This is a genomic window from Paraburkholderia rhynchosiae, from assembly GCF_002879865.1.
Classification (GTDB): Bacteria; Pseudomonadota; Gammaproteobacteria; order Burkholderiales; family Burkholderiaceae; genus Paraburkholderia; species Paraburkholderia rhynchosiae.
In genome coordinates this window covers 21,115-39,249 of the sequence record NZ_PNXY01000001.1, presented here as the reverse complement: position 1 = coordinate 39,249, position 18,135 = coordinate 21,115, and the positions used below count along the sequence as shown (strand labels likewise).

Genomic DNA, 18,135 nt, shown 5'->3' with positions numbered 1-18,135 from the left:
AAAAAGAAGAGGCGCGGATCGCATGATGCGATGCGCGCCCTTCTTTCGTTCGAGAATTCACGAATGTCAGCCCGGCCTCGCGGGCCGCGCGCCCACCCGCGGCATCACGCGCATCGTGCTGACCACTGCGGCGACCGCGGAAAAGCCCGCCGCCACATACAGCGCAACGACCGGCCCGCTCTGAGGCGCAACCCCAAAGATCAGCGCGACAAGTGCCGCGCCGAGCGTCTGCCCGGTCAGGCGCGCGGTGCCGAGCATGCCGCTCGCGCCGCCGCTGCGCTCGCGCGGCGCGGCTGACAGCATCGTGCGGTTGTTGGGCGACTGGAAGATGCCGAAGCCCGCGCCGCACAAGGCCATGCGCCACGCGATTTCCACAGGATCGGGATGGGCGCCGAGCGTGGCGAGCAGCAGCAGTCCCACCGTCATCGCGGCGAGTCCGACGCCGCCGAGCCAACCCGACGACACCTTGTCCGACAGCACGCCGGCAATCGGCGCCGCGATGATGATGATCGCCGGCCACGGTGTCATCAATAGGCCGGTGTCCACCTGCGAAAAACCCAGCCTGTCCTGCAACATGAAGGGCAGTGAGACGAAAGCGAGCATCTGCGCGCAGAACGAACAGACCGAGGTTCCGATCGACAGCGCGAAGATTGGAATCCTCAGCAAGTCGATGGGCAGCAGGGGCGCCGGCCGGCTCAATTGACGGCGCACGAAGAAATAGCCGATCACCACGGCGCCGATCACTTCCACGACGACGTAGCCGAGCCGTTCGCCGTGGCCGAGACCGTCGACGGCGAAAATCAGCAGCCCGAAGACGAACGCGTTCATCACCGCGCTCAACAGGTCGTATGGCGAATCGTGGCCGCGGTTCATCGGCAGCGCCTTGAAGCCGCCGACGATCGCCGCGATGCCGATCGGCACATTGATCGCGAACAGCCACGGCCACGAAGCGACGGCGAGCACGCCCGAGGCCACCGTGGGTCCCACCGCCGACGACACGGCGACCACCATCGCGTTGATCGCGACGCCGCGCCCTAGTTGCGTCGGCGGATAGATCATGCGAACGAGCGCAGTGTTCACGCTCATTACGCCCGCCGCGCCGAAGCCCTGGACCACGCGAGCGATGGCGAGCGTCGGCAGCGACGTGGACAGCGCGCAACCGAACGATGCCACCGTAAACAGGATCAGCCCCGCCAGATAAATGCGCCGGTAGCCGATGCGGTCGCCAAGCGACGCGAGCGGCAGCAGCGAAATCGTGATGGCAAGCTGATACGCGTTGACGACCCAGATGGAGCCGGCCGCGCTCGCATGCAGATTCCGGGCGATGGTCGGCAGGGCGACATTGGCGATGGCGCTGTCGAGCACGGCCAACGTGAGGGCGAGCGCGATGACCAGCATCGCCCAATAGCGTTGCGGTGCCGGCAGGCCGTGTTCTGCGTTGTGGGCGGGAGCGCTGTCGGAAGCAAGTGTGTCGGCGGCGTCGGCCGGCACGGCGTCGCTACTGCGCGGTGGTTGTGCGTGCATCGATTATTCGATTTTGCCTTGGACGGCCCGCCGATCGTACGGCGAGCCGCGGGTATTGGCCGCCGTTGCGGAAACGGCCAGCGCGAGCCGCCACAATGCCCGCGCCGCTCAAGCGACGCGGCATCGCATGTTCGGCGTTACTTGAGCTCGTAAAGCCCGGTATGCGTGGTGGAGTCGATCTCGTTCATATGCGTCATGAAGCGCGCGACCGCGTTGGTGGTCTCTGCGTTGATCGGCAGATGCGGAACCCTTAGCGCATGCAGGCGAAAGATGTAGCGATGCGTCTTGTCGCCGCGCGGCGGCGCCGCACCGCCGAAGCCGAGCGTGCCGTAATCGTTGCGCACCTGCAGCGCGCCTTGCGGCAGCAGCGAGCCGTCGGCCTTGCCGGCATTGCGCGGCAGCGAACGCGCATCGGCCGGAATGTTCACCACCACCCAGTGCCAGAAGCCGCTGCCGGTGGGAGCGTCGGGATCGTGGACGGTCAGCGCGAAGCTTTGGGTATCGGCCGGCGCGCCTTCCCATTGCAGCGCGGGCGAGATGTTTTCGCCATCCACGCCGAAGGCTTTGTCGTCGTATTCGTGCGCTTTCGGCATGAAGCCGTTGGTGGGGAAATCGTCGGACCAGAGACGGAAATCAGCCATAGTGTGCCTCCCTTCTTGGTGGGTTTTCGCCTGGCCAAAGCGGGCGGTTTCAGTGTTGCGCCGGTGTTACGCTCGACGCGCCGACGCGCTTCGGATTAGCCAGTCGAGTGTATCACCGTGAGCTTGCGATTCGCTCGCGCGGCGGTGGCTTCAGGAGGCTTTCAGGCGCGCTCTTCGAAGCTCGGCGCGTCGCTCTTCAACCATTCGACGAGCCGCGTCAGCACGCCCTCGATATCGCGATTGGCGCCGCGCAACGCGCATTCCCACACCACGGCGACGCGCCAGCCGTTAGCGAGCAACGCGGCGCGGACCTTGTCGTCGTTGCTGCGGTTGCGGCCGATCTTTTCGCGCCAGAATTCGGGGCGTGTCTGCGGCCATTTGAAAAGATGGCAGTCGTGGCCGTGCCAGAAACAGCCGTGCACGAGCACGACGGCGCGATAGCGGGGCAGCACGATGTCCGGGCGTCCAGGCAGATCTCGCGCATCGAGACGAAAGCGAAAGCCCTGCCGATGCAGCAGGCTGCGGATCAGCACTTCGGGCCTGGTGTTGCGGCCGCGAATGCCGGACATCATCCGGCTGCGCGTCGCACTATCGACGATATCGACCATTTCTAGCGAATTCTTGCACCTTTTTTTGCGTGATGCGCCGGGCTGCAGCAAGGCTGCGCGACCGCGATGCTCGGGCGAGGAGAGAAGGGACTTCTTTGGGATCATCGTGCCATAGGTTCCCGGTAAGCAGCGACTGCCTACGCGGGAGCCCGATGCGCGCCATTTCGTGGCATCGGCGGCATTAACCGCAATTGCGCGCAAGCGAGCCGGCTGATGCCAACATTCGCCAGTTTACGCAAGGTTGTCTGCCCGGCGCTCGTGGCGTGCCGGGCAATTCTCCTGCCTGCCGTCAGGACCTACGTATCAGCATGCAAAGAGCTTGTATTCTGCGGAGCTCCGAGTCGTAACCTTCGAGCGTGTGAGTAAGAGGCTTCCTGCGTTCACGGCGTGTCTGCTCCAACTGGTGCTTCTCTTCATTTGTCGGAACCCAGTAGATGCCAGTGCGAGCTTCCTGTACGTGACGGATCACGCCGGTGTCCACGAGCTGGCTCAGCGAGGCCCGAACCTGTCGTGTATTGCTGTTCAATTGCTTTGCGCGCGCGCCGCATGTGTACCGCACCCCCGGTGTCATCAGAGCGTCGATGTTCGCGATGCTGAGTCTTTTGCGTGTTGCAGCCTCGCTATCCGAAGCGACGGCAGCGCGCTCCACAGCGCCCGCCTCCTCATTGCACGACGATGCTCGCTGAGTGTGATCCGCTTTCATGTTCGACGCCTCTTCCTCTTTTTTGTCAGTGCGGATTCGCCCTCGCATCGCGGGCCGGAACATGTCTTTGGCCGGCCGCGCCTGGGCAATCGTTCACTGGTTTTCGGCCGACGGAACACCATCGCGTGCAGCGGCAACCGACGCGTCGCGCTCTTTCGCTGCGGCTGCTTTCTGCCGTAGGTAGACTCGCTTCGCGGCGGCAACCTTCGCGTCATAGGTGCGATTGGCTGCGGAAATCCGCTGATGCATCTGGACGATCTGATCGCCCGAAGCAGACGAAGCTGCGTCCGTCTGTGCCCAACATGCGGATGACGCTGTCGCCGCGCAGAACAACAAGGTAGAGAAGATTTTTTTCATGGACTTTCCTGCTCAGAAAAAAACGGCCGCGCTAAGCGGCCGCAAAAGTCCGCCACCTTGACCTTGAACTGTGGCGGATCGGGGATTCGTTACTCGTTGCAACGTGTTCAAAAGTTAACGCAAGCAACACTGCGCTGGAAGAACGCGAATGGCGTACGCGTAAAGCAAAACCGAACGCCGCTCGTCGGAAACCATCGTGAATAAAATCGCAGCCGCGCGGCAGATGTCATAAGCAGGCCACATGCATTTCCCGCGACTGTTCGCAGGTAATTAACGCGTTCAGGATTCCGTTTCTTCACAAGCGTTATCGGCTTGCGATACGTTCGCTCCTGGCACTGATCGGGGGACTGATTCCTTCAAATCCCCGGCGGTGCGGTAAGGGCTGCCGCCCACATTAACCAGACACGAACAGGGAGCCAGATATGCGTGCATTTACGCTGCGATCGTCGACTATGCTGCACCTCGCCTTTGCCGGAACGATATTGCTGGGTCATTCGCCAACCGGTCATGCCCAGGAGGTTCGCGCGCCGGCATCCGCGAGCGCGCCGGGCGCGGAAGTTGTCGCCCGGCTCACCAGCCGCATCGTCAATGTCGACCCGCAGACAAGTCGCATCACGGTTCAAGGATCTCGCGGAGAGACGGTCGTCGTCGATGTGGATCCTGAAGTTGGCGATGTGAGGCTGCTAAAAGTAGGAGACGAAGTTCATGTCGAATATAAAGGTGCATTGCTGTTGTCCGCAGAGAAGGTGGATACGAAAGGCGTCCGTTCACGAGTCGAAGGCGAGGCGACCACGCCGATAACCAACGGCGCATCGGTCAAACTTCGCGACGTCGAGGTTGTCGCAACGGTACAGAGCCTCGATCGAAAGAAGCGCCAGATCGTATTGCGCGGACCGGTGCGCAGCGTGCTGTTGCAAATTGCACCGGACGTGCCGTTGGATAAGATTGCAGTGGGCGACAGCGTGCGTGCGAGCTATCGCGCCGAAACGGCTCTCGTGATCACTCGCGATGGGAAACGCATCCGCTAGTCATGGCGATAACTCGCTCACACGCACCTGCTGGCGTGGCGCAATGTTCGACCGCAGCGCATGCCAAGTGATTGGGCCACATGCAGCGCGTTTATTCGCTGCATGAAACCGGCCCGTTTAAAACAGCAACTCTGTTGATTGCAGCGCTCGTCTGGCTTCTGCCGTGCCTGTCTTGTCGCTGTTGCGGATGGTCTCGAGGAGTATCTCAATCAGGCAGTTCGCCGCTGCACTTAGCGGATGTCCGCTGCGCGAGACGATTCCAATGGAACTATCGGCGAGTTCTTCTCGTACGGGAAACGCGCAGAACTTATAGCGCGCCACGCAAAGTTCAGCCAGAGGCCACGGAAAAATACTGACCGCGTCGGTTCTTTGTAGTACCGACGCAGCTACCGTCAACGAGTGAGTGAAATGAACGTTACGTGGCTCCGGCAACCCATTGCGATAGAACATTTTCTTAAAGAGCCGGCATTCCATATCCGAATCGAGCGATACGAGCCAGTCCGCATCGATCAAGTCGGCAAGCGAGCGCGACTCCGCCAGCGGGTGCCCCTGCCTCGCAACAGCAGTGAGGCCGGAAGAAAAAAGCGGACGGAAATTGAATTCAGGGCTCGAGATATCGGGCGCCTGACGACCCACGAAAACTTCGGCGCTTCCATCGCGCAAACGCGGATTCGCGACCGACAGAAAGCCTTCGAAAATCTCGAGTTGGACGTTTGGCATTCTCTTTCGAAATTGCGTGAAGACTTCAGAGAGAAAGCACAACGCTATCCATGGCGTAATGGCGACCGAGAGTTTGCCGCCCGGTTCACCTCGCATCTCATTGAGCGCACCGTGAGCGCGCTCCACTTGCGACACGATAAGTCTCGCATGGGTAAGCAGGGTGTTGCCAAATTCAGTCAACGTCGCCCCTGACGATGCGCGCTTTATCAAAGGCGCATTCAAACACTCTTCGAGATCTTTTAGCGCCTGCGTAATCGCTGACGGTGACAGGCCCAATGTCCGTGCTGCGCCGCGGACGCTACCGGCGTCTGCAATGGCGACAAGCGCGCGAAGCTGATGATTTTTCATCGTATCCCCACCGTTCCAAGGTATGTGTTTCTGCTTGTGAATGCCGTCTTGTCAATCGCGCGTATTCTGATAACGTTGCTTACCAGTGGCTTTCTCCAACGCCGTGCAATTATGAGCGTCGCCGCAACACGGGGCCATGGTCCCAGAAATAACTCTGAATTAACCTGGCGTTATCGCTTCGCGGCGGATGTCCGCAGTGCGATTTCAATCGCGGTATCGAGTACGACTGACTTCCTGCTCTGAATTCGCCAGAATGCGACGAGCCGGCGCGGCGCAATATCCGCCAGAATCACGCGGGTTAACTCACAGCTCTCTATCAGGTCATCCGGGACATGTTCGGGCAGTATCGCAATACCGCCGCTAATAGACGCCAATCGCAATGAAAGCTCGAGCGAGTCGCATTCGATAAACGGCTGGATGGCACAACCCAGCACGCGTTCCACATAACGGCGCACACCGAAATGACGCGGCGGCAGAATCAGGTTCAACTGCGATAAGGTCGCCATTGCTTCGCGGCTGAAGTTGGATCGTTTGCTGTGGTAGAGCGCGAGGCGCTCGTCGTGCAGGTCCACGCTTTGGAGTTCGGCGGCGTTGACGTCGGTCGAATAGGTCAGTCCAAGGTCGGCCATGCCGCGCAAGACCATTTCCACAACATGGCTAGAACTATCGCATTGCAGCGACAGGCGCGTCTGCGGATAGATTGCCAGCAGTTCTTTGCTGAGGCTCGGCACGAAATGTCCAACCAACGTCTGCACAGTGGCGATGCGCAGCGGAAGCCCCCAGCCGGAGCCATGCGCCGAAGCATGCGAGACGGACTCGTCAAGCGCATCGAAGAGTGGTTCGATTGTTCGGAATAGCGCTTCGCCGTCGGCCGTAAGCTGCATTCCGCGCCCATGCCGCCTGAATAACCGGCGGCCCAGTTTCAGTTCGAGCGCCTGAATATGTTTGCTCAAGGCCGGTTGCGTGATCCCGACACTTTCCGCCGCCATGCGCAGCGAATTGGATTTCGCAACGGCGACGAACATGCGCAGTTGCATGTCGTGGCTTGCGCTGGTCGTCATCTTGCGCGCTTCGGGTTACACCAGGTATTCAATGCGAGACGTTGCCAGCCTCGTTCGAACCCAATGGGTGATCGCGATCAGCGTGCTGGTGACTGCCCAGTAAGCCGCGCCGGCAACGAGCAGCATCGGGACGATGGTGCCGTCGCGCTCGCCGATGGCCGTCACGCGTCGAAAGAAATCGCCGAGAGCGATGACATATACGAGCGAGGTGTCCTGGAAAATGACGATGCATTGCGTAAGGCCAAGCGGCACCATTGCGCGGAATGCTTGCGGCAGGATCACGTAGCGCAGCGTCTGGGCGGATGTCATGCCGAGCGCGTATCCGGCCTGAAGCTGCCCGCGTGGCAGACTCGCGATGCCCGCGCGAATGATCTCGCAGAAGAATGCCGCCTCGAGCAGCGAGTAGGCGGTCAGTGCAGAGATGAGCCGGAGGTCGACGGTCGAAGGAAGATTGAAAAGCGTCTTGAGCAACTGCGGCACAATCAGGAAGAACCACAGCAGCAGCATCACGAGCGGAATCGATCGGAACAGCGACACATATCCCTGTGTAAAGAGGCGCAGTGCGCGATGTGGTGACAAGCTGAACACCGCGAGCACCGTACCCCACGCGAGACCGCAGAGAATCGCGACAACAGTGATTTCCAATGTGATTCGCATACCTGAAAGCAGGACGCCTCTCGAGTCGACGAGCGCTTGCCAATCCATCTCGAACATTTCAGTCTCCAATCATGCCCGGCAAAGCCGTTCGGCGGCGAATCCAGCCCATGCCGTGCAGAATCACGAAGTTCAGCGCCATATATGAAAGCGTTACGCAGATGAACGACTCATACGGCTGCGCCGTGTAGTCGACGAGTTGCCGCGCCTGCCCCGACAGTTCGAGCAGACCGATGGTGGAGGCGACGGCCGAGTTCTTCGAGATGACCAGGAACTCCGATGTCAGCGGACTTAAGATGGTGCGAAAGGTGACCGGGAGCAGCACATAGCGATAGGCCTGTGCACGTGTGAGGCCCAGTGCGAACGCCGCATGCATCTGTCCTGGTGGGCGTGCCCGGATGCCTGCCCGCACTTGCTCGCAGATTCGCGAGCCCGTGTAGACGCCCAGCGAAAGCACCGACGCGATAAGAAACTGCGGATGGGATGGCAGGCTCTTGAGCCAATCTCCCATTGCGGTGGGCAATAGCTCCGGTACCACGAAGAACCAGATGAAAAACTGCACGATCAACGGTACGCCGCGGAAAATCGAAACATAGGCGGTACCCGCCGCGTTTGCGATACGGTTAGGCAAGGTGCGCATGACGCCGAAGGCAGTGCCGATCACCAGTGCAAGCGCGAAGGCGAAGAGCGTCAGCTCGACGGTATTGGCGAGGCCTGAAAGCAGCCAATCGACATAAATGGCGGGCTCGCCTGTCGCAACGGGCTGCAGAAGCACGCCCCAGTGCCATCTGTAATCCATGAGATTCCTTTAGGCTGCGCGCCGCGGCACGCGTGTCAACGCATGGCATGCCGGTGGAATGCTGCTCAGGATGTCGGCTTATCGCCGGGATTGGCGAACAGCGCCTCCATGCGTGGCGACAGCGGCAAATGGAGATTGACGTGCTTGGGTGGGATCGGCTGCTGGAACCAGCGCCGATAGATTTTCGCGGCGACGCCGGACTTCTGCGCGTCGGCGATTGCGGCGTCCATCGCCGCTTTCATCTGTGCGTCGTTTCTGCGCAGCATGCAGCCATAAGCCTCGTAGGTCTGCGGTGTGCCGACGATTTCGTAGTCGCCCGGATTGCGCGCTTTTGCGCGTTCACCGGCGAGCAGCGCATCGTCCATCATCATCGCTTTTGCACGTCCGGTCGAAAGCATGAGGAACGATTCCGTGTGATCCTTCGCGCTGATGACGTCCATGCCCATCGACTTCTCGACGTTCATCCGGCGCAGAATCTTCTCCGATGTCGTGCCCGCGCCGACAACCACGGTCTTGCCTTTGAGGTCGGCGAAGTCCTTGATGCCCGACTTTCTGTTGACGAGCAGGCGCGTGCCGATCACAAAGAAGCTGTTCGAGAATGACACCTGCTGTGCACGTTCGGCATTGTTCGTCGTGCTCGTGCATTCGAAATCGATCGTGCCGTTCTGGAGCAGCGAGATGCGGTTCTGTGAGGTGATCGGAATGGCGCGCACCTTCAGGTCCGCAAGCTTCAGGTTCGCCTTGATGCGTTCAACGATCAGGTTCGCCACGTCGATCGAATAGCCGATTGGCTTCTGGTCCGCGTCGTAGTAGGAGAATGGTATCGACGCGTCGCGATAGCCGATGGTGATCACATGTTCGTCGCGCACCTTGAGAAGCGTGCCTGTGAGTTCGGGCTCCGCTGCGCTCGCGCCATCGAGCGTAGCGAAGGCCATAAGCGTGGCCGCGGCGATCAGCCCCGAGCGGGTGGTGGCGCATCGTAAAGAATGCAGCTGTTTCATGATTGTCTCCACAAGATGCGTTTTTCTGTGGTTTCCCGAAGGCCGGCCCCGCGAAAGGATTGCGCCGCCAACGTCAGCGCGCACCCGTAATAGTCGAGACGTCGATCACATACATCTGGCGCGCGCCCTCGTGCACGGAATCGATACACACCGCAAGGCCGTCGCGACGCCAGCGAGGGTGCAGATCGCAGCGGTTCTCCTTTTTCAGCGCAGCCGGTGTATAGAATTCGCCGATGTCATAGCGCACGCCATCCTGCATGTCGTACAGGAAAAGGGCGCGCGTGTTCGTCCGCGTGTCGGGATACGTGTCCGACAACAGCCAGCGTGCATCGACCGGCGAAAAGCTCATATGCCCGTTCTCGGTAAGCACGTCCCGGCCAATCGCCTCGACGCGGCCGTCATCGCGGTCTTCATACAGGTGATAGTGGATGCTGCCGGCGCGAGGAGCCCAGACGACGATGTGCGAATCGTCTTGCCAAAGCGGATGCGAGATCTGATATTCGGACTTCTCGTAATCGAACGTGCCGACTGCGGACGGATCGAAATCATCGGCTAGCTGCGGCAGCGGATGGTCCGAGCATTCGAGCAGGCGCATGCCGGACCCGTCGGGGTACATTGTGATGAGCCGGTGCAGGAAGCAGGTTTCGTCTTCGGTGCGCTCTGTCCAGCGGTGCAGAAACAGCACACGCGAAGACGCGGGATTGATCTCGATGTGGCTCACCCAGTGGATGGCGCGCTCCATCGACGCCTTGCGCTGGAAATTGCGCAGATCGTCATAGCTCACGACCAGCGTGACTTCGCCGGTGGCGAGGTCCATGCGGTTGATGCCGTCGTCCGCCGGTGCGAGCGGCAACGGGAACGGGCCGCCGTGCTCGCTATAACCTATCGTCTCGTGCGTCGCATAAAGGCGCCGGTAGTCGACGCAAAGGGCGTAGCGGCTATCGGGGGCAGTGACATAGACCGGCATGGGAAGCGCCGTTTTTGCGCCGCTGTCGACGTCGAGGATGGTCGAGCCGAAACCGGGATAACGCGCAGACATGTCGCCGCTGCGCGTGTTGTAGATGAGCTTGCGGCCGGGTTCGCCGTCGAGCCACTGCAACTGGCAACCCATTTGCCAGTTCCATGCGGTGGTTGTGTCGAGGGCGCGGAACGTTTGGCTATCCTGAAGATCAAAGTAGCCGACATTCACCTTCAATTCCGGCGTAAGGCGTGCATCCATCATCGCGACGTGGTTGCCGAGCACACGGCGGCCAGTTCGGTCCCAGGCAGTCTTGTTGTAGTAGCCGAAGAAATGATGCTGTTCGCGTGAGCCTAGACGGCGGACGGGGCACGGGCGGCTGATGGTTCGCGCGGCCGGAGCTGGGCGGCGAAGGGTGCAACTGGACGAAACAGTCATGAGCGGGCGGGTTCTGTTTGAGCCGACGGCAGCGCCGGCGGGATGCCGTCGCGAGCAATGACTGAAGCATATCGTTCCGCCCCAATGCAGGATAATTCATTGTGGCGGTATGGCTATTCAGGTTTGATATAGTCGCGCGCAACAACGCGTTCCTTTGTCGTGCTTCTCTGGCTTATACCGAACGGACTTGCCGCCATGACCCGGCCACTGAATTTTCAACAGATCCAGGCGTTTCGCGCCGTCATGCAAATGGGCACGACAACTGGCGCGGCGGCAGTGCTGAACACGACCCAGCCGTCCATTAGCCGGCGCCTCGCGGAACTGCAGAGCTTCACGGGCCTGAAACTGTTCGAGATGCACCACGGGAGGCTGCGCCCTACGAGCGAAGGCCAACTGCTATACAAGACCGTCCAGAAGCACTTGAATGGTTTGGAGAACATCGAGTCGGTGGTGTCCATCCTGCGTAAGTCCGGCACAGGGGCGTTGCGAATCGGCTGCACGCCCACGCTCGGCATCGGTCTGCTGCCGCATGTCATTCGCGAGTTCCGCAACCGCTTCCCGCAAACGTATCTGAACGTGCAGACGGCGGGCACACCGCAGTTGACCGATCTGCTGCGACAGGATCTGTTCGACCTGATATTGACCACCGGCAAGCTCAATGAACTGGACTTCGAGACGGAGATCATCAAGACGCTGCCGGCTGTCTGCGTGTTGCCATTCGGCCATCGGCTGGAAGCAGCGTCCACGGTCCACGTGGAGGCTTTGCACGACGAGCGTCTGCTCTCGCTCGGAGAAATGGACGACTTGACCATCGCGATCAAGGCCGTGCTGGATGCGCACCACATGCCGGCGGACTTTGCGATTCAAACCACGTCGTCCATCACGATCTGTGCGCTGGTGAGCGCGGGCAATGGCGTCGGAATCGTCAATCCGTATGTGGCGAGTACCTTTACCGGGCAGTTGCTGGTGAAGTCATTTGAACCCACGATCCATGTGCCCGTGCGCATGGCGATGCCCGCGCACACCGCGCCCTCGTTATTGGCGCGCCATTTCATCGAGGTTCTCCGGTCACAGCTGGACGCAATCGGTCCGTCCGCGGTTGAAGTATCTCCGCAGCAATAATCTTTCTGGCTGTTCCGTCTTATTGCACCTAGGATGATAGCGATCGCGGTCTCTTTCGCTATAGCGGTTGGAGCGCGGTTGCGCAAGCCGCAGGCTGATCGACGCTGCGGTGAGCCACGGAAAATCCTTTTAAAGAATAGGAGTCCTGCAATGAGCAATCAGCCGACAATTTTGCTGGTGCATGGATTTTGGGGCGGTGCCGCGCATTGGAGCAAGGTCATCGTCGAGCTGGCGCGTCTGGGGCACGAGTCCATTCGCGCTGTGGAATTGCCGTTGACATCCCTCGCGGATGACGTCGAACGTACCCGCAAGATGATCGCGCAGTTGAACGGACCGGTTCTGTTGGTCGGACATTCGTACGGAGGTGCGGTCATCACGGAGGCAGGCAATCAGCCGAATGTGATCGGGCTCGTGTACATTGCGGCGTTCGCTCCAGATAAGGGGGAGAGCCCCGGCGGTATCACGCAGCAGCATCTCCCGGACGCGGCGCCCAATCTCGAGCCTGACAGCGACGGCTATCTTTGGCTTAAGGCCGGGAAGTTCCATGAAAGCTTCTGTCAGGACCTGAGCCCTGATGAGGCGCTCGTGATGGCGGTGACGCAGAAGGCGCCGCTCGCCACAACGTTCGGAGACCCAATTACTTCTCCTGCCTGGGCCGATAAGCCATGCTGGTACCAGATCTCCAGTGAAGACAGGATGATTAACCCAGAAAATCAGAAGACGATGTCTGCCCGGCTCAATGCCAGGAAGGTTGTTACTCTGACTGCAAGCCATGCGTCGCTCGCTTCGCGCCCAGCGGAGGTCGCGGCGCTAATTCATGAGGCGGCAACCGCGTCGGCGAGCTGATCCTCGCTACAGCTTGGCGCAAGCCGTTGCCCGCCGGAACTTCGTTACTCTAATGATTACGCGCGTAAGAGTATTTTTGCTCGCGGAGGTTCACCATCTTCCGCGAGCAGCGCTTTTATATGCGGCGTCATGATGCGCGCCACTTCCTGCATAACCGGCACCACCACGCTGTTGCCGAACTGGCGATACGCCTGGGTATCGCTTACGGGAATCACGAAGTTGTCGGGAAAACCCATCAGGCGCGCGCATTCACGGGGCGTCAAGCGGCGCGGCCGCTCGCCTTTGCCTTGCGCCAGAAGTATCTCCGAGCCGTCCTTGTGATACCGCGCCGAGAGCGTGCGCGTGACACTCCCGGGCGTAACCAGTCCGAAACCGAAGCCATTTCCGGCGGCGCGATGTTTCTCGGCGTACGCCTGCAGATACGCCCACAGCTTCGGTGTGAGCGTGTACTTGGGCTGCACCTTTCGACGAACAGGGTCGAAGAAACGCTCGCCGTCGTGCGGCAGCACCGGCTCCGTGCCGTCGGTCTTGTGCAGGATCGACGCCAGCCGCGGCCCTTTTTCGGGCGAGCGCAGATCATCGAACGAAAACCCGGTTTTCTCCCGGAAACCGACAATGACGATTCGCTCACGATGCTGCGGCGTGAAGTGCTGCCCGTCGATCACCTTGTAGTGAACGTCGTATTTGAGTTCATCGCGCAGCACTTCGAGAATGGTCCTGAAGGTGTTGCCTTTATCGTGCGACAGCAGGTTCTTGACGTTCTCGAGCAGGAACGCAATCGGGCGCTTGGCGGCGATGATGCGCGCGACGTCGTAAAAGAGCGTGCCTTGTGTCGTGCATTCGAAGCCATGCGGACGGCCCAGCGAATTCTTCTTGCTCACGCCCGCAATACTGAAGGGCTGACAGGGAAAGCCGGCGAGCAGGACGTCATGCGGCGGAACGGTATCTTCCGCAAAGGAAACGATGTCGCCGACGAACTCGTGCGCGTCATCGGCGTCCTGATGATTTTGCTGGTAGGTCTTCTTGGAGAACTCGTTCCATTCGCTCGTGAACACGCACTGTCCGCCGTGCGCTTCGAAACCGCGGCGAATGCCGCCGATGCCCGCAAAGAGGTCGATGAAACGGAAGTCGGCCTGGCGTCCGACGAGCGTCTTGCGGGCCTTCGCCTGCAGCATCTCACGCAAGGCCGCTTCGGCAATTCGGGGGCAACTCTGATCGGTTTTCCAGCGGCGAATGGTTCTGACGTTTTTTCCGCAGCGTGCCGCGATTTCGCCTTGGCTGTAAACCTGCAACGCTTGCAGTAGCAGGTCGTGCCTGAGGGCCATTGTCATGTCGCTTTTTCTCGCTGGGAATTTTGGCGGACATTTTGACCGTTCGATAACCGCCTGTCCAGGAATTTTGGGGCGCGATAGTCGCGTCGCAGCCGCTCGCGACGAAATGCGCCTGTCACAGTTGGATGTGTACGCTTGCAGTGTGACGCGAAGTCCCTGCGTTGCGACGTGTTGAGGCCGCGACAGGGTTCGCGGCCGTTTTTTGGGGCAATGTCGATGAGGGCAGAGCGCGGATTGAGGCTTGGTGCCGCTCGGTGTCACTTCGCGCCAGTTTTTGCCATTAGGACCCCTCCTAAGGGCCGCTAACCGCCCGCCGCGATGAACGGCGTGCTACGCGCGATGCGCGGCGCCCGCCTCGTGCGTCGGCGGAAAAAGCGCGGCGGTGGCGGGCGCGAGTTCATCCCACGCGAGCGGCGGCTGCGCCTCGAACTGATCGAGCTGCAGCAGGAGACTGTCCACCGCGCACAGTTGCGGATGCGTCAGGCTGCTGTTGTCGAGCAGCTTCCACAGACGCTCGCGCCAGTAGGTCGCAGGCAGGATGGGTCCGGCCAGATCGCCTTGCAACGACAGCCGCATCGCGCGGGCGATGTGCGTGATGTCGCCGTCGATGAAAGCAGCTTTCGATGATGTCGACAGGTTGATGGGTTTACGGTCCATGGCTCCTCCATGGCAGCTATTACGGCAGGCTGAAGGGGAACTTTAGGCTTTTCATGGAAAAAATTTGGCGCCGCGGGTTCCGTCGCGTGAACTAGTCGTCGAAATGGCGGGCATGACCGTTGCTCGATCCGATTACTGGCGCAATGTCGCGCCGGCATTCCAGATAAGCGGAGCCGAACATGAACAAGGACCAGGTCAAAGGTGTGGGCGAGCAGGTGAAGGGGAAGGTCAACGAAGCCGTGGGAAAGGCGACCGATAACCCTGGCAAGGAACTGAAGGGCGATCTCCAGCAGGGCGCGGGCAAGGTGCAGAAAGGCTATGGCGACGCGAAAGAAGACGCAAAGGACGATGCCAAGCGCAATACGCCGTAACCTGGCTTGATGCGGTTTCAAGGAAAGGCGCTTCGGCGCCTTTTCTGGTTTGCAGTGCGGTTCCAGGCCGGTTCGGGCGCGGGTGCGGTGAACCACGCCGACCTCCCGGTGTCCGGTTCGATTCGCGGTGCAAGCGCCGCGGCGCCTGGGAGTAACCCGGGGTTCGGCGCGTCGAAGGTGCCGCGCGCGGAGCGGCACCTTTAGACTGAATACATCCAACATGGAGACCGCGCCAATGACACCGGCAAAAATGCTTTCGATGTTTGAACGGCAGTACCTGGAGGGCAAAGCGCCCGTCGATCTCGAAGAGACTTGCGCGAATTTCGCGGGCTGGCTGGCGTCGACGTGGGAGCAGCTCGACGGCGAGCACAGGACGTTGCTGTTGACGGTCGGCGCTGCCCTGTGGCGCGAAGGCTATAACGTGCGCGCTGGCACCGCGACGAAGGATTTGTGGTGAGCCACGACTGACGCGCGGATGTGTCGGCGCCCGCACGCGTTGCGCCGACTCGGTTTATATTTGGCGGTCCGCATTGGGGCCAGCGACGCCGGCTCCGGCTGATTCGCGGCTCTCGATGCGATTCCATCCGCCATTCCGCACAGGGCTACACCCACGGGGCTACACCATCACATGACAGATCTGTCTGCATTTCCCATCACGAAGAAATGGCCTGCCGGGCATCCTGACCGGATTCAGCTGTATTCGCTGCCCACGCCGAACGGCGTGAAGGTCTCGATCATGCTCGAGGAAACCGGCTTGCCATATGAGCCGCATCTGGTGCGCTTCGACACGAACGATCAGCTGACGCCGGAATTTCTGTCGCTCAGTCCGAACAACAAGATTCCGGCGATCATCGATCCGAATGGTCCTGACGGCAAACCGCTGCCGCTGTTCGAATCCGGCGCGATCCTGATCTACCTCGCGGAAAAGACCGGCCAGTTGATTCCGCAGGACGCCGCCGGCCGCTACGAAGCGATCCAGTGGGTAATGTTCCAGATGGGCGGCATTGGCCCGATGTTCGGCCAGGTCGGCTTTTTCCACAAATTCGCCGGCAAGGAGTACGAAGACAAGCGTCCTCGCGATCGCTACGTCGCCGAATCGAAACGGCTGCTCGGCGTACTGGAGCAGCGGCTCGAAGGACGCGAATGGATTCTCGGCGATAAGTATTCGATCGCCGATATCGCGACGTTTCCATGGGTGCGCAATCTGATCGGGTTTTATGAGGCCGGGGAACTGGTGGGGATCGAGGACTTTCCGAATGTGACGCGCGCGCTCGCGGCGTTCGTCGCGCGTCCCGCGGTGGTTCGGGGGCTTGATAGTCCGAAGCGGGGGTAGGGCGGGACTGCGGCACGGTTCTTCTGCTTTGTTTTGGACTTGTCGGCTCAAGCCTCGAACAATCATCGCGTGCTGTTTGTGCCCACGACCGTTTGCATGCTCTGCTTTGTGATGGGGCTACAGAACGCGATGATCACAAAGATATCGCGCGCGGAAATTCGCAGCACTCACGTGACCGGTCTGGTAACGGACGTCGGAATCGAGCCCGGCAAGATGTTCTATTGGAACAGGAATACGCGGCCGGTTGCAGGCGAAGACATCGTCCAGGCGGATCGGGAAAAACTTGTTTTGCTTGGATCGCTGCTTCTTTCGTTCGTCGCCGGCGGCGTGGCTGGCGCGATCGGTTTCAAGAAACTGGGCTTTGTATCGACGGTGCCGCTCGCAATCGTTCTGCTCATACTGGCGGCTGTACCGCTGATCGACGATATGCGAGGCGAGCGCCGTTAGAGGCGTATTTCGCCAGCGATTTTTTTCGGCAAGCTTCGTGGAAGACGGGAAGCTGGTTGGTCCCCCTGGCAGGAATCGAACCTGCATCTAGCGCTTAGGAGGCACTTGTTCTATCCATTGAACTACAGGGAGAGGATAGCTTTAGCGGGGCGGACCGGACCCCTGATCTGCGATGACTGCGCCAAAATTCCGCCGCAGCCGCTCGCGTATTCAGCTACGCGAGCGAGGGCAAGAGTATAGCAAAAACGTTCGAAACGAACGCTGCCGTCGAAGCCCCATGTGTAAAGGCAAGAGACGAACCGCCGGTCACCGGCGCAACGCCGTAAAACCCGGCAAACGCCAACTCCCACCGGCCCAATCTCCCACACATCACCCCTGCCGACCCCTCAAAACCGCCCTGAATAAGCAATCCCCACACTCTGCCCCCGACTACCGCGGCTATAAGTAATAGCCCAGTTCCCAAGCAACGCGCCCGTGAGCGCGCCGGCGGCGTCCGCGACCAGATCCTTGTACGAAAAGCCGCTGCTTCGACAGGTACCGTCGATGCCTTCCTTGATCAGACCCGGTATCGTGCCGATCAGCGTGCCGTAGATCACCGGATGCGCGGTGTCGCGGGCGAGATAGGCGCCCAGCGCGCCGAACGGCGCCGAGGCGGCGAAGTGCTTCGCCTTGTCACTCTGAAACCAGCCGTCCGATGTTTGCATCCGGAATCCGCCCCGGCCGCCGCCGCAGTCCACGTCAGCATATGCGGCGGTGCTCGCTGCCAGCATCAGTGCAACGCAAATGCCGTGTCTCCATGTTGTTGACATGTTGTTATCCCCGTTCGTTTATCGTTTTTTTATGGAGACACCCACGGACCGGTATCCGCGTCGATGCGTCGCCATGGGTCTACGTTTTACGCAGGCGACGTGCATCGGGATGTGCGCTCAAACACGAACGGTCCGCCACCTCTGCGGTGTGCGCCACATAGGCAAACCGGCACATGGCGTATGCCCATGCGCGGTGCGAAACCGGAAGGAAGGGAACTTGAAAAGGAAGGCGAGTGCTTACCCAGAAACACGGTCAACGCGAGGAATCAGGCGCGATCGCTTCTCTCAGCCAGCCCCAAAAAGCAAACGGCCCAACAGGCAAGACCTGCTGGGCCGTACGAACCACGGACGCATTATCGACTTCGCGCGTCGCGCTCAC

General features: G+C 60.5%; 19 protein-coding genes, 1 tRNA gene and 1 pseudogene. 7 read left to right on the top strand and 14 right to left on the bottom strand.

The window, feature by feature from the left end; all coding sequences use genetic code 11:
• Window positions 1-66: 66 nt before the first annotated feature.
• The 4 genes from C0Z16_RS00200 to C0Z16_RS00180 all read right to left on the bottom strand — a co-directional run bounded on the left by C0Z16_RS00200 (window position 67) and on the right by C0Z16_RS00180 (window position 3,833).
• Window positions 67-1,524, bottom strand: a complete 1,458-nt coding sequence (locus tag C0Z16_RS00200) for an MFS transporter (RefSeq protein ID WP_102630235.1) — start codon at window positions 1,522-1,524, stop codon at window positions 67-69.
• A 137-nt stretch (window positions 1,525-1,661) separates the two neighbouring features.
• Window positions 1,662-2,165, bottom strand: coding sequence for a YbhB/YbcL family Raf kinase inhibitor-like protein (locus tag C0Z16_RS00195; RefSeq protein WP_102630234.1), 504 nt, complete (start codon window positions 2,163-2,165; stop codon window positions 1,662-1,664).
• 161 nt (window positions 2,166-2,326) lie between these two features.
• Entirely contained in the window at window positions 2,327-2,773 is a 447-nt protein-coding gene (locus tag C0Z16_RS00190; protein ID WP_102630233.1) for a very short patch repair endonuclease, read from the bottom strand.
• Between the two features lie 796 nt (window positions 2,774-3,569).
• Complete coding sequence (locus C0Z16_RS00180; protein ID WP_102630232.1) at window positions 3,570-3,833, bottom strand: hypothetical protein; 264 nt, start codon at window positions 3,831-3,833, stop codon at window positions 3,570-3,572.
• A gap of 452 nt (window positions 3,834-4,285) precedes the next feature.
• Here C0Z16_RS00180 and C0Z16_RS00175 point away from each other — a divergent pair, with 452 nt between their 5' ends.
• Complete coding sequence (locus C0Z16_RS00175) at window positions 4,286-4,861, top strand: hypothetical protein (protein WP_244201118.1); 576 nt, start codon at window positions 4,286-4,288, stop codon at window positions 4,859-4,861.
• A gap of 117 nt (window positions 4,862-4,978) precedes the next feature.
• Here the strand turns inward: C0Z16_RS00175 and C0Z16_RS00170 are convergent, their stop codons facing one another.
• The 6 genes from C0Z16_RS00170 to C0Z16_RS00145 all read right to left on the bottom strand — a co-directional run bounded on the left by C0Z16_RS00170 (window position 4,979) and on the right by C0Z16_RS00145 (window position 10,840).
• Window positions 4,979-5,929, bottom strand: a complete 951-nt coding sequence (locus C0Z16_RS00170) for a LysR family transcriptional regulator (protein WP_102630230.1) — start codon at window positions 5,927-5,929, stop codon at window positions 4,979-4,981.
• Window positions 5,930-6,099: 170 nt separating this feature from the next.
• Window positions 6,100-6,990 (bottom strand): LysR family transcriptional regulator, encoded by an 891-nt coding sequence (locus tag C0Z16_RS00165; protein ID WP_102630229.1) that lies wholly within the window; start codon window positions 6,988-6,990, stop codon window positions 6,100-6,102.
• 15 nt (window positions 6,991-7,005) lie between these two features.
• A complete protein-coding gene (locus tag C0Z16_RS00160) occupies window positions 7,006-7,704 on the bottom strand; it encodes an ABC transporter permease subunit (RefSeq protein ID WP_102630228.1) in 699 nt (232 codons plus the stop codon).
• Window position 7,705: 1 nt separating this feature from the next.
• On the bottom strand, window positions 7,706-8,443 hold the full coding sequence (locus C0Z16_RS00155; RefSeq protein WP_102630227.1) for an amino acid ABC transporter permease: 738 nt from the start codon (window positions 8,441-8,443) through the stop codon (window positions 7,706-7,708).
• 65 nt (window positions 8,444-8,508) lie between these two features.
• The gene (locus C0Z16_RS00150) at window positions 8,509-9,444 is read right to left on the bottom strand and encodes a glutamate/aspartate ABC transporter substrate-binding protein (RefSeq protein WP_102630226.1); all 936 of its coding nucleotides are present in this window, start codon (window positions 9,442-9,444) and stop codon (window positions 8,509-8,511) included.
• A gap of 73 nt (window positions 9,445-9,517) precedes the next feature.
• On the bottom strand, window positions 9,518-10,840 hold the full coding sequence (locus tag C0Z16_RS00145) for a hypothetical protein (protein WP_175130604.1): 1,323 nt from the start codon (window positions 10,838-10,840) through the stop codon (window positions 9,518-9,520).
• Between the two features lie 195 nt (window positions 10,841-11,035).
• Between C0Z16_RS00145 and C0Z16_RS00140 the strand changes: the two genes are divergently transcribed.
• Together C0Z16_RS00140 and C0Z16_RS00135 are read left to right on the top strand one after the other, a co-directional pair.
• Entirely contained in the window at window positions 11,036-11,962 is a 927-nt protein-coding gene (locus C0Z16_RS00140; protein ID WP_102630225.1) for a LysR substrate-binding domain-containing protein, read from the top strand.
• 150 nt (window positions 11,963-12,112) lie between these two features.
• Complete coding sequence (locus tag C0Z16_RS00135) at window positions 12,113-12,808, top strand: alpha/beta hydrolase (RefSeq protein WP_102630224.1); 696 nt, start codon at window positions 12,113-12,115, stop codon at window positions 12,806-12,808.
• Between the two features lie 56 nt (window positions 12,809-12,864).
• Here C0Z16_RS00135 and dcm read toward each other — a convergent pair whose 3' ends face one another.
• Together dcm and C0Z16_RS00125 are read right to left on the bottom strand one after the other, a co-directional pair.
• Complete coding sequence (gene dcm / locus C0Z16_RS00130) at window positions 12,865-14,139, bottom strand: DNA (cytosine-5-)-methyltransferase (protein ID WP_102630223.1); 1,275 nt, start codon at window positions 14,137-14,139, stop codon at window positions 12,865-12,867.
• A 330-nt stretch (window positions 14,140-14,469) separates the two neighbouring features.
• Window positions 14,470-14,796 carry a hypothetical protein gene (locus tag C0Z16_RS00125; RefSeq protein ID WP_102630222.1) on the bottom strand — a complete coding sequence of 109 codons (327 nt, stop codon included), beginning with the start codon at window positions 14,794-14,796 and terminating at the stop codon, window positions 14,470-14,472.
• 179 nt (window positions 14,797-14,975) lie between these two features.
• Between C0Z16_RS00125 and C0Z16_RS00120 the strand changes: the two genes are divergently transcribed.
• From C0Z16_RS00120 to C0Z16_RS00100, 4 genes and pseudogenes are all read left to right on the top strand, one after another.
• Window positions 14,976-15,167: a CsbD family protein gene (locus C0Z16_RS00120; RefSeq protein WP_102630221.1), complete on the top strand. Its 192-nt coding sequence runs from the start codon at window positions 14,976-14,978 to the stop codon at window positions 15,165-15,167.
• Between the two features lie 235 nt (window positions 15,168-15,402).
• Entirely contained in the window at window positions 15,403-15,624 is a 222-nt protein-coding gene (locus C0Z16_RS00110) for a hypothetical protein (RefSeq protein WP_102630219.1), read from the top strand.
• Between the two features lie 171 nt (window positions 15,625-15,795).
• Window positions 15,796-16,500 (top strand): glutathione binding-like protein, encoded by a 705-nt coding sequence (locus C0Z16_RS00105; RefSeq protein WP_102630218.1) that lies wholly within the window; start codon window positions 15,796-15,798, stop codon window positions 16,498-16,500.
• A 20-nt stretch (window positions 16,501-16,520) separates the two neighbouring features.
• A pseudogene (locus C0Z16_RS00100) lies at window positions 16,521-16,947 on the top strand (YoaK family protein); the annotation flags it as partial.
• A 57-nt stretch (window positions 16,948-17,004) separates the two neighbouring features.
• Here the strand turns inward: C0Z16_RS00100 and C0Z16_RS00095 are convergent.
• Both C0Z16_RS00095 and C0Z16_RS00090 read right to left on the bottom strand, forming a co-directional pair.
• Window positions 17,005-17,079: transfer RNA gene (locus tag C0Z16_RS00095), tRNA-Arg, on the bottom strand.
• Window positions 17,080-17,333: 254 nt separating this feature from the next.
• Window positions 17,334-17,756, bottom strand: a complete 423-nt coding sequence (locus tag C0Z16_RS00090) for a hypothetical protein (RefSeq protein WP_102630217.1) — start codon at window positions 17,754-17,756, stop codon at window positions 17,334-17,336.
• Window positions 17,757-18,135 lie beyond the last annotated feature (379 nt).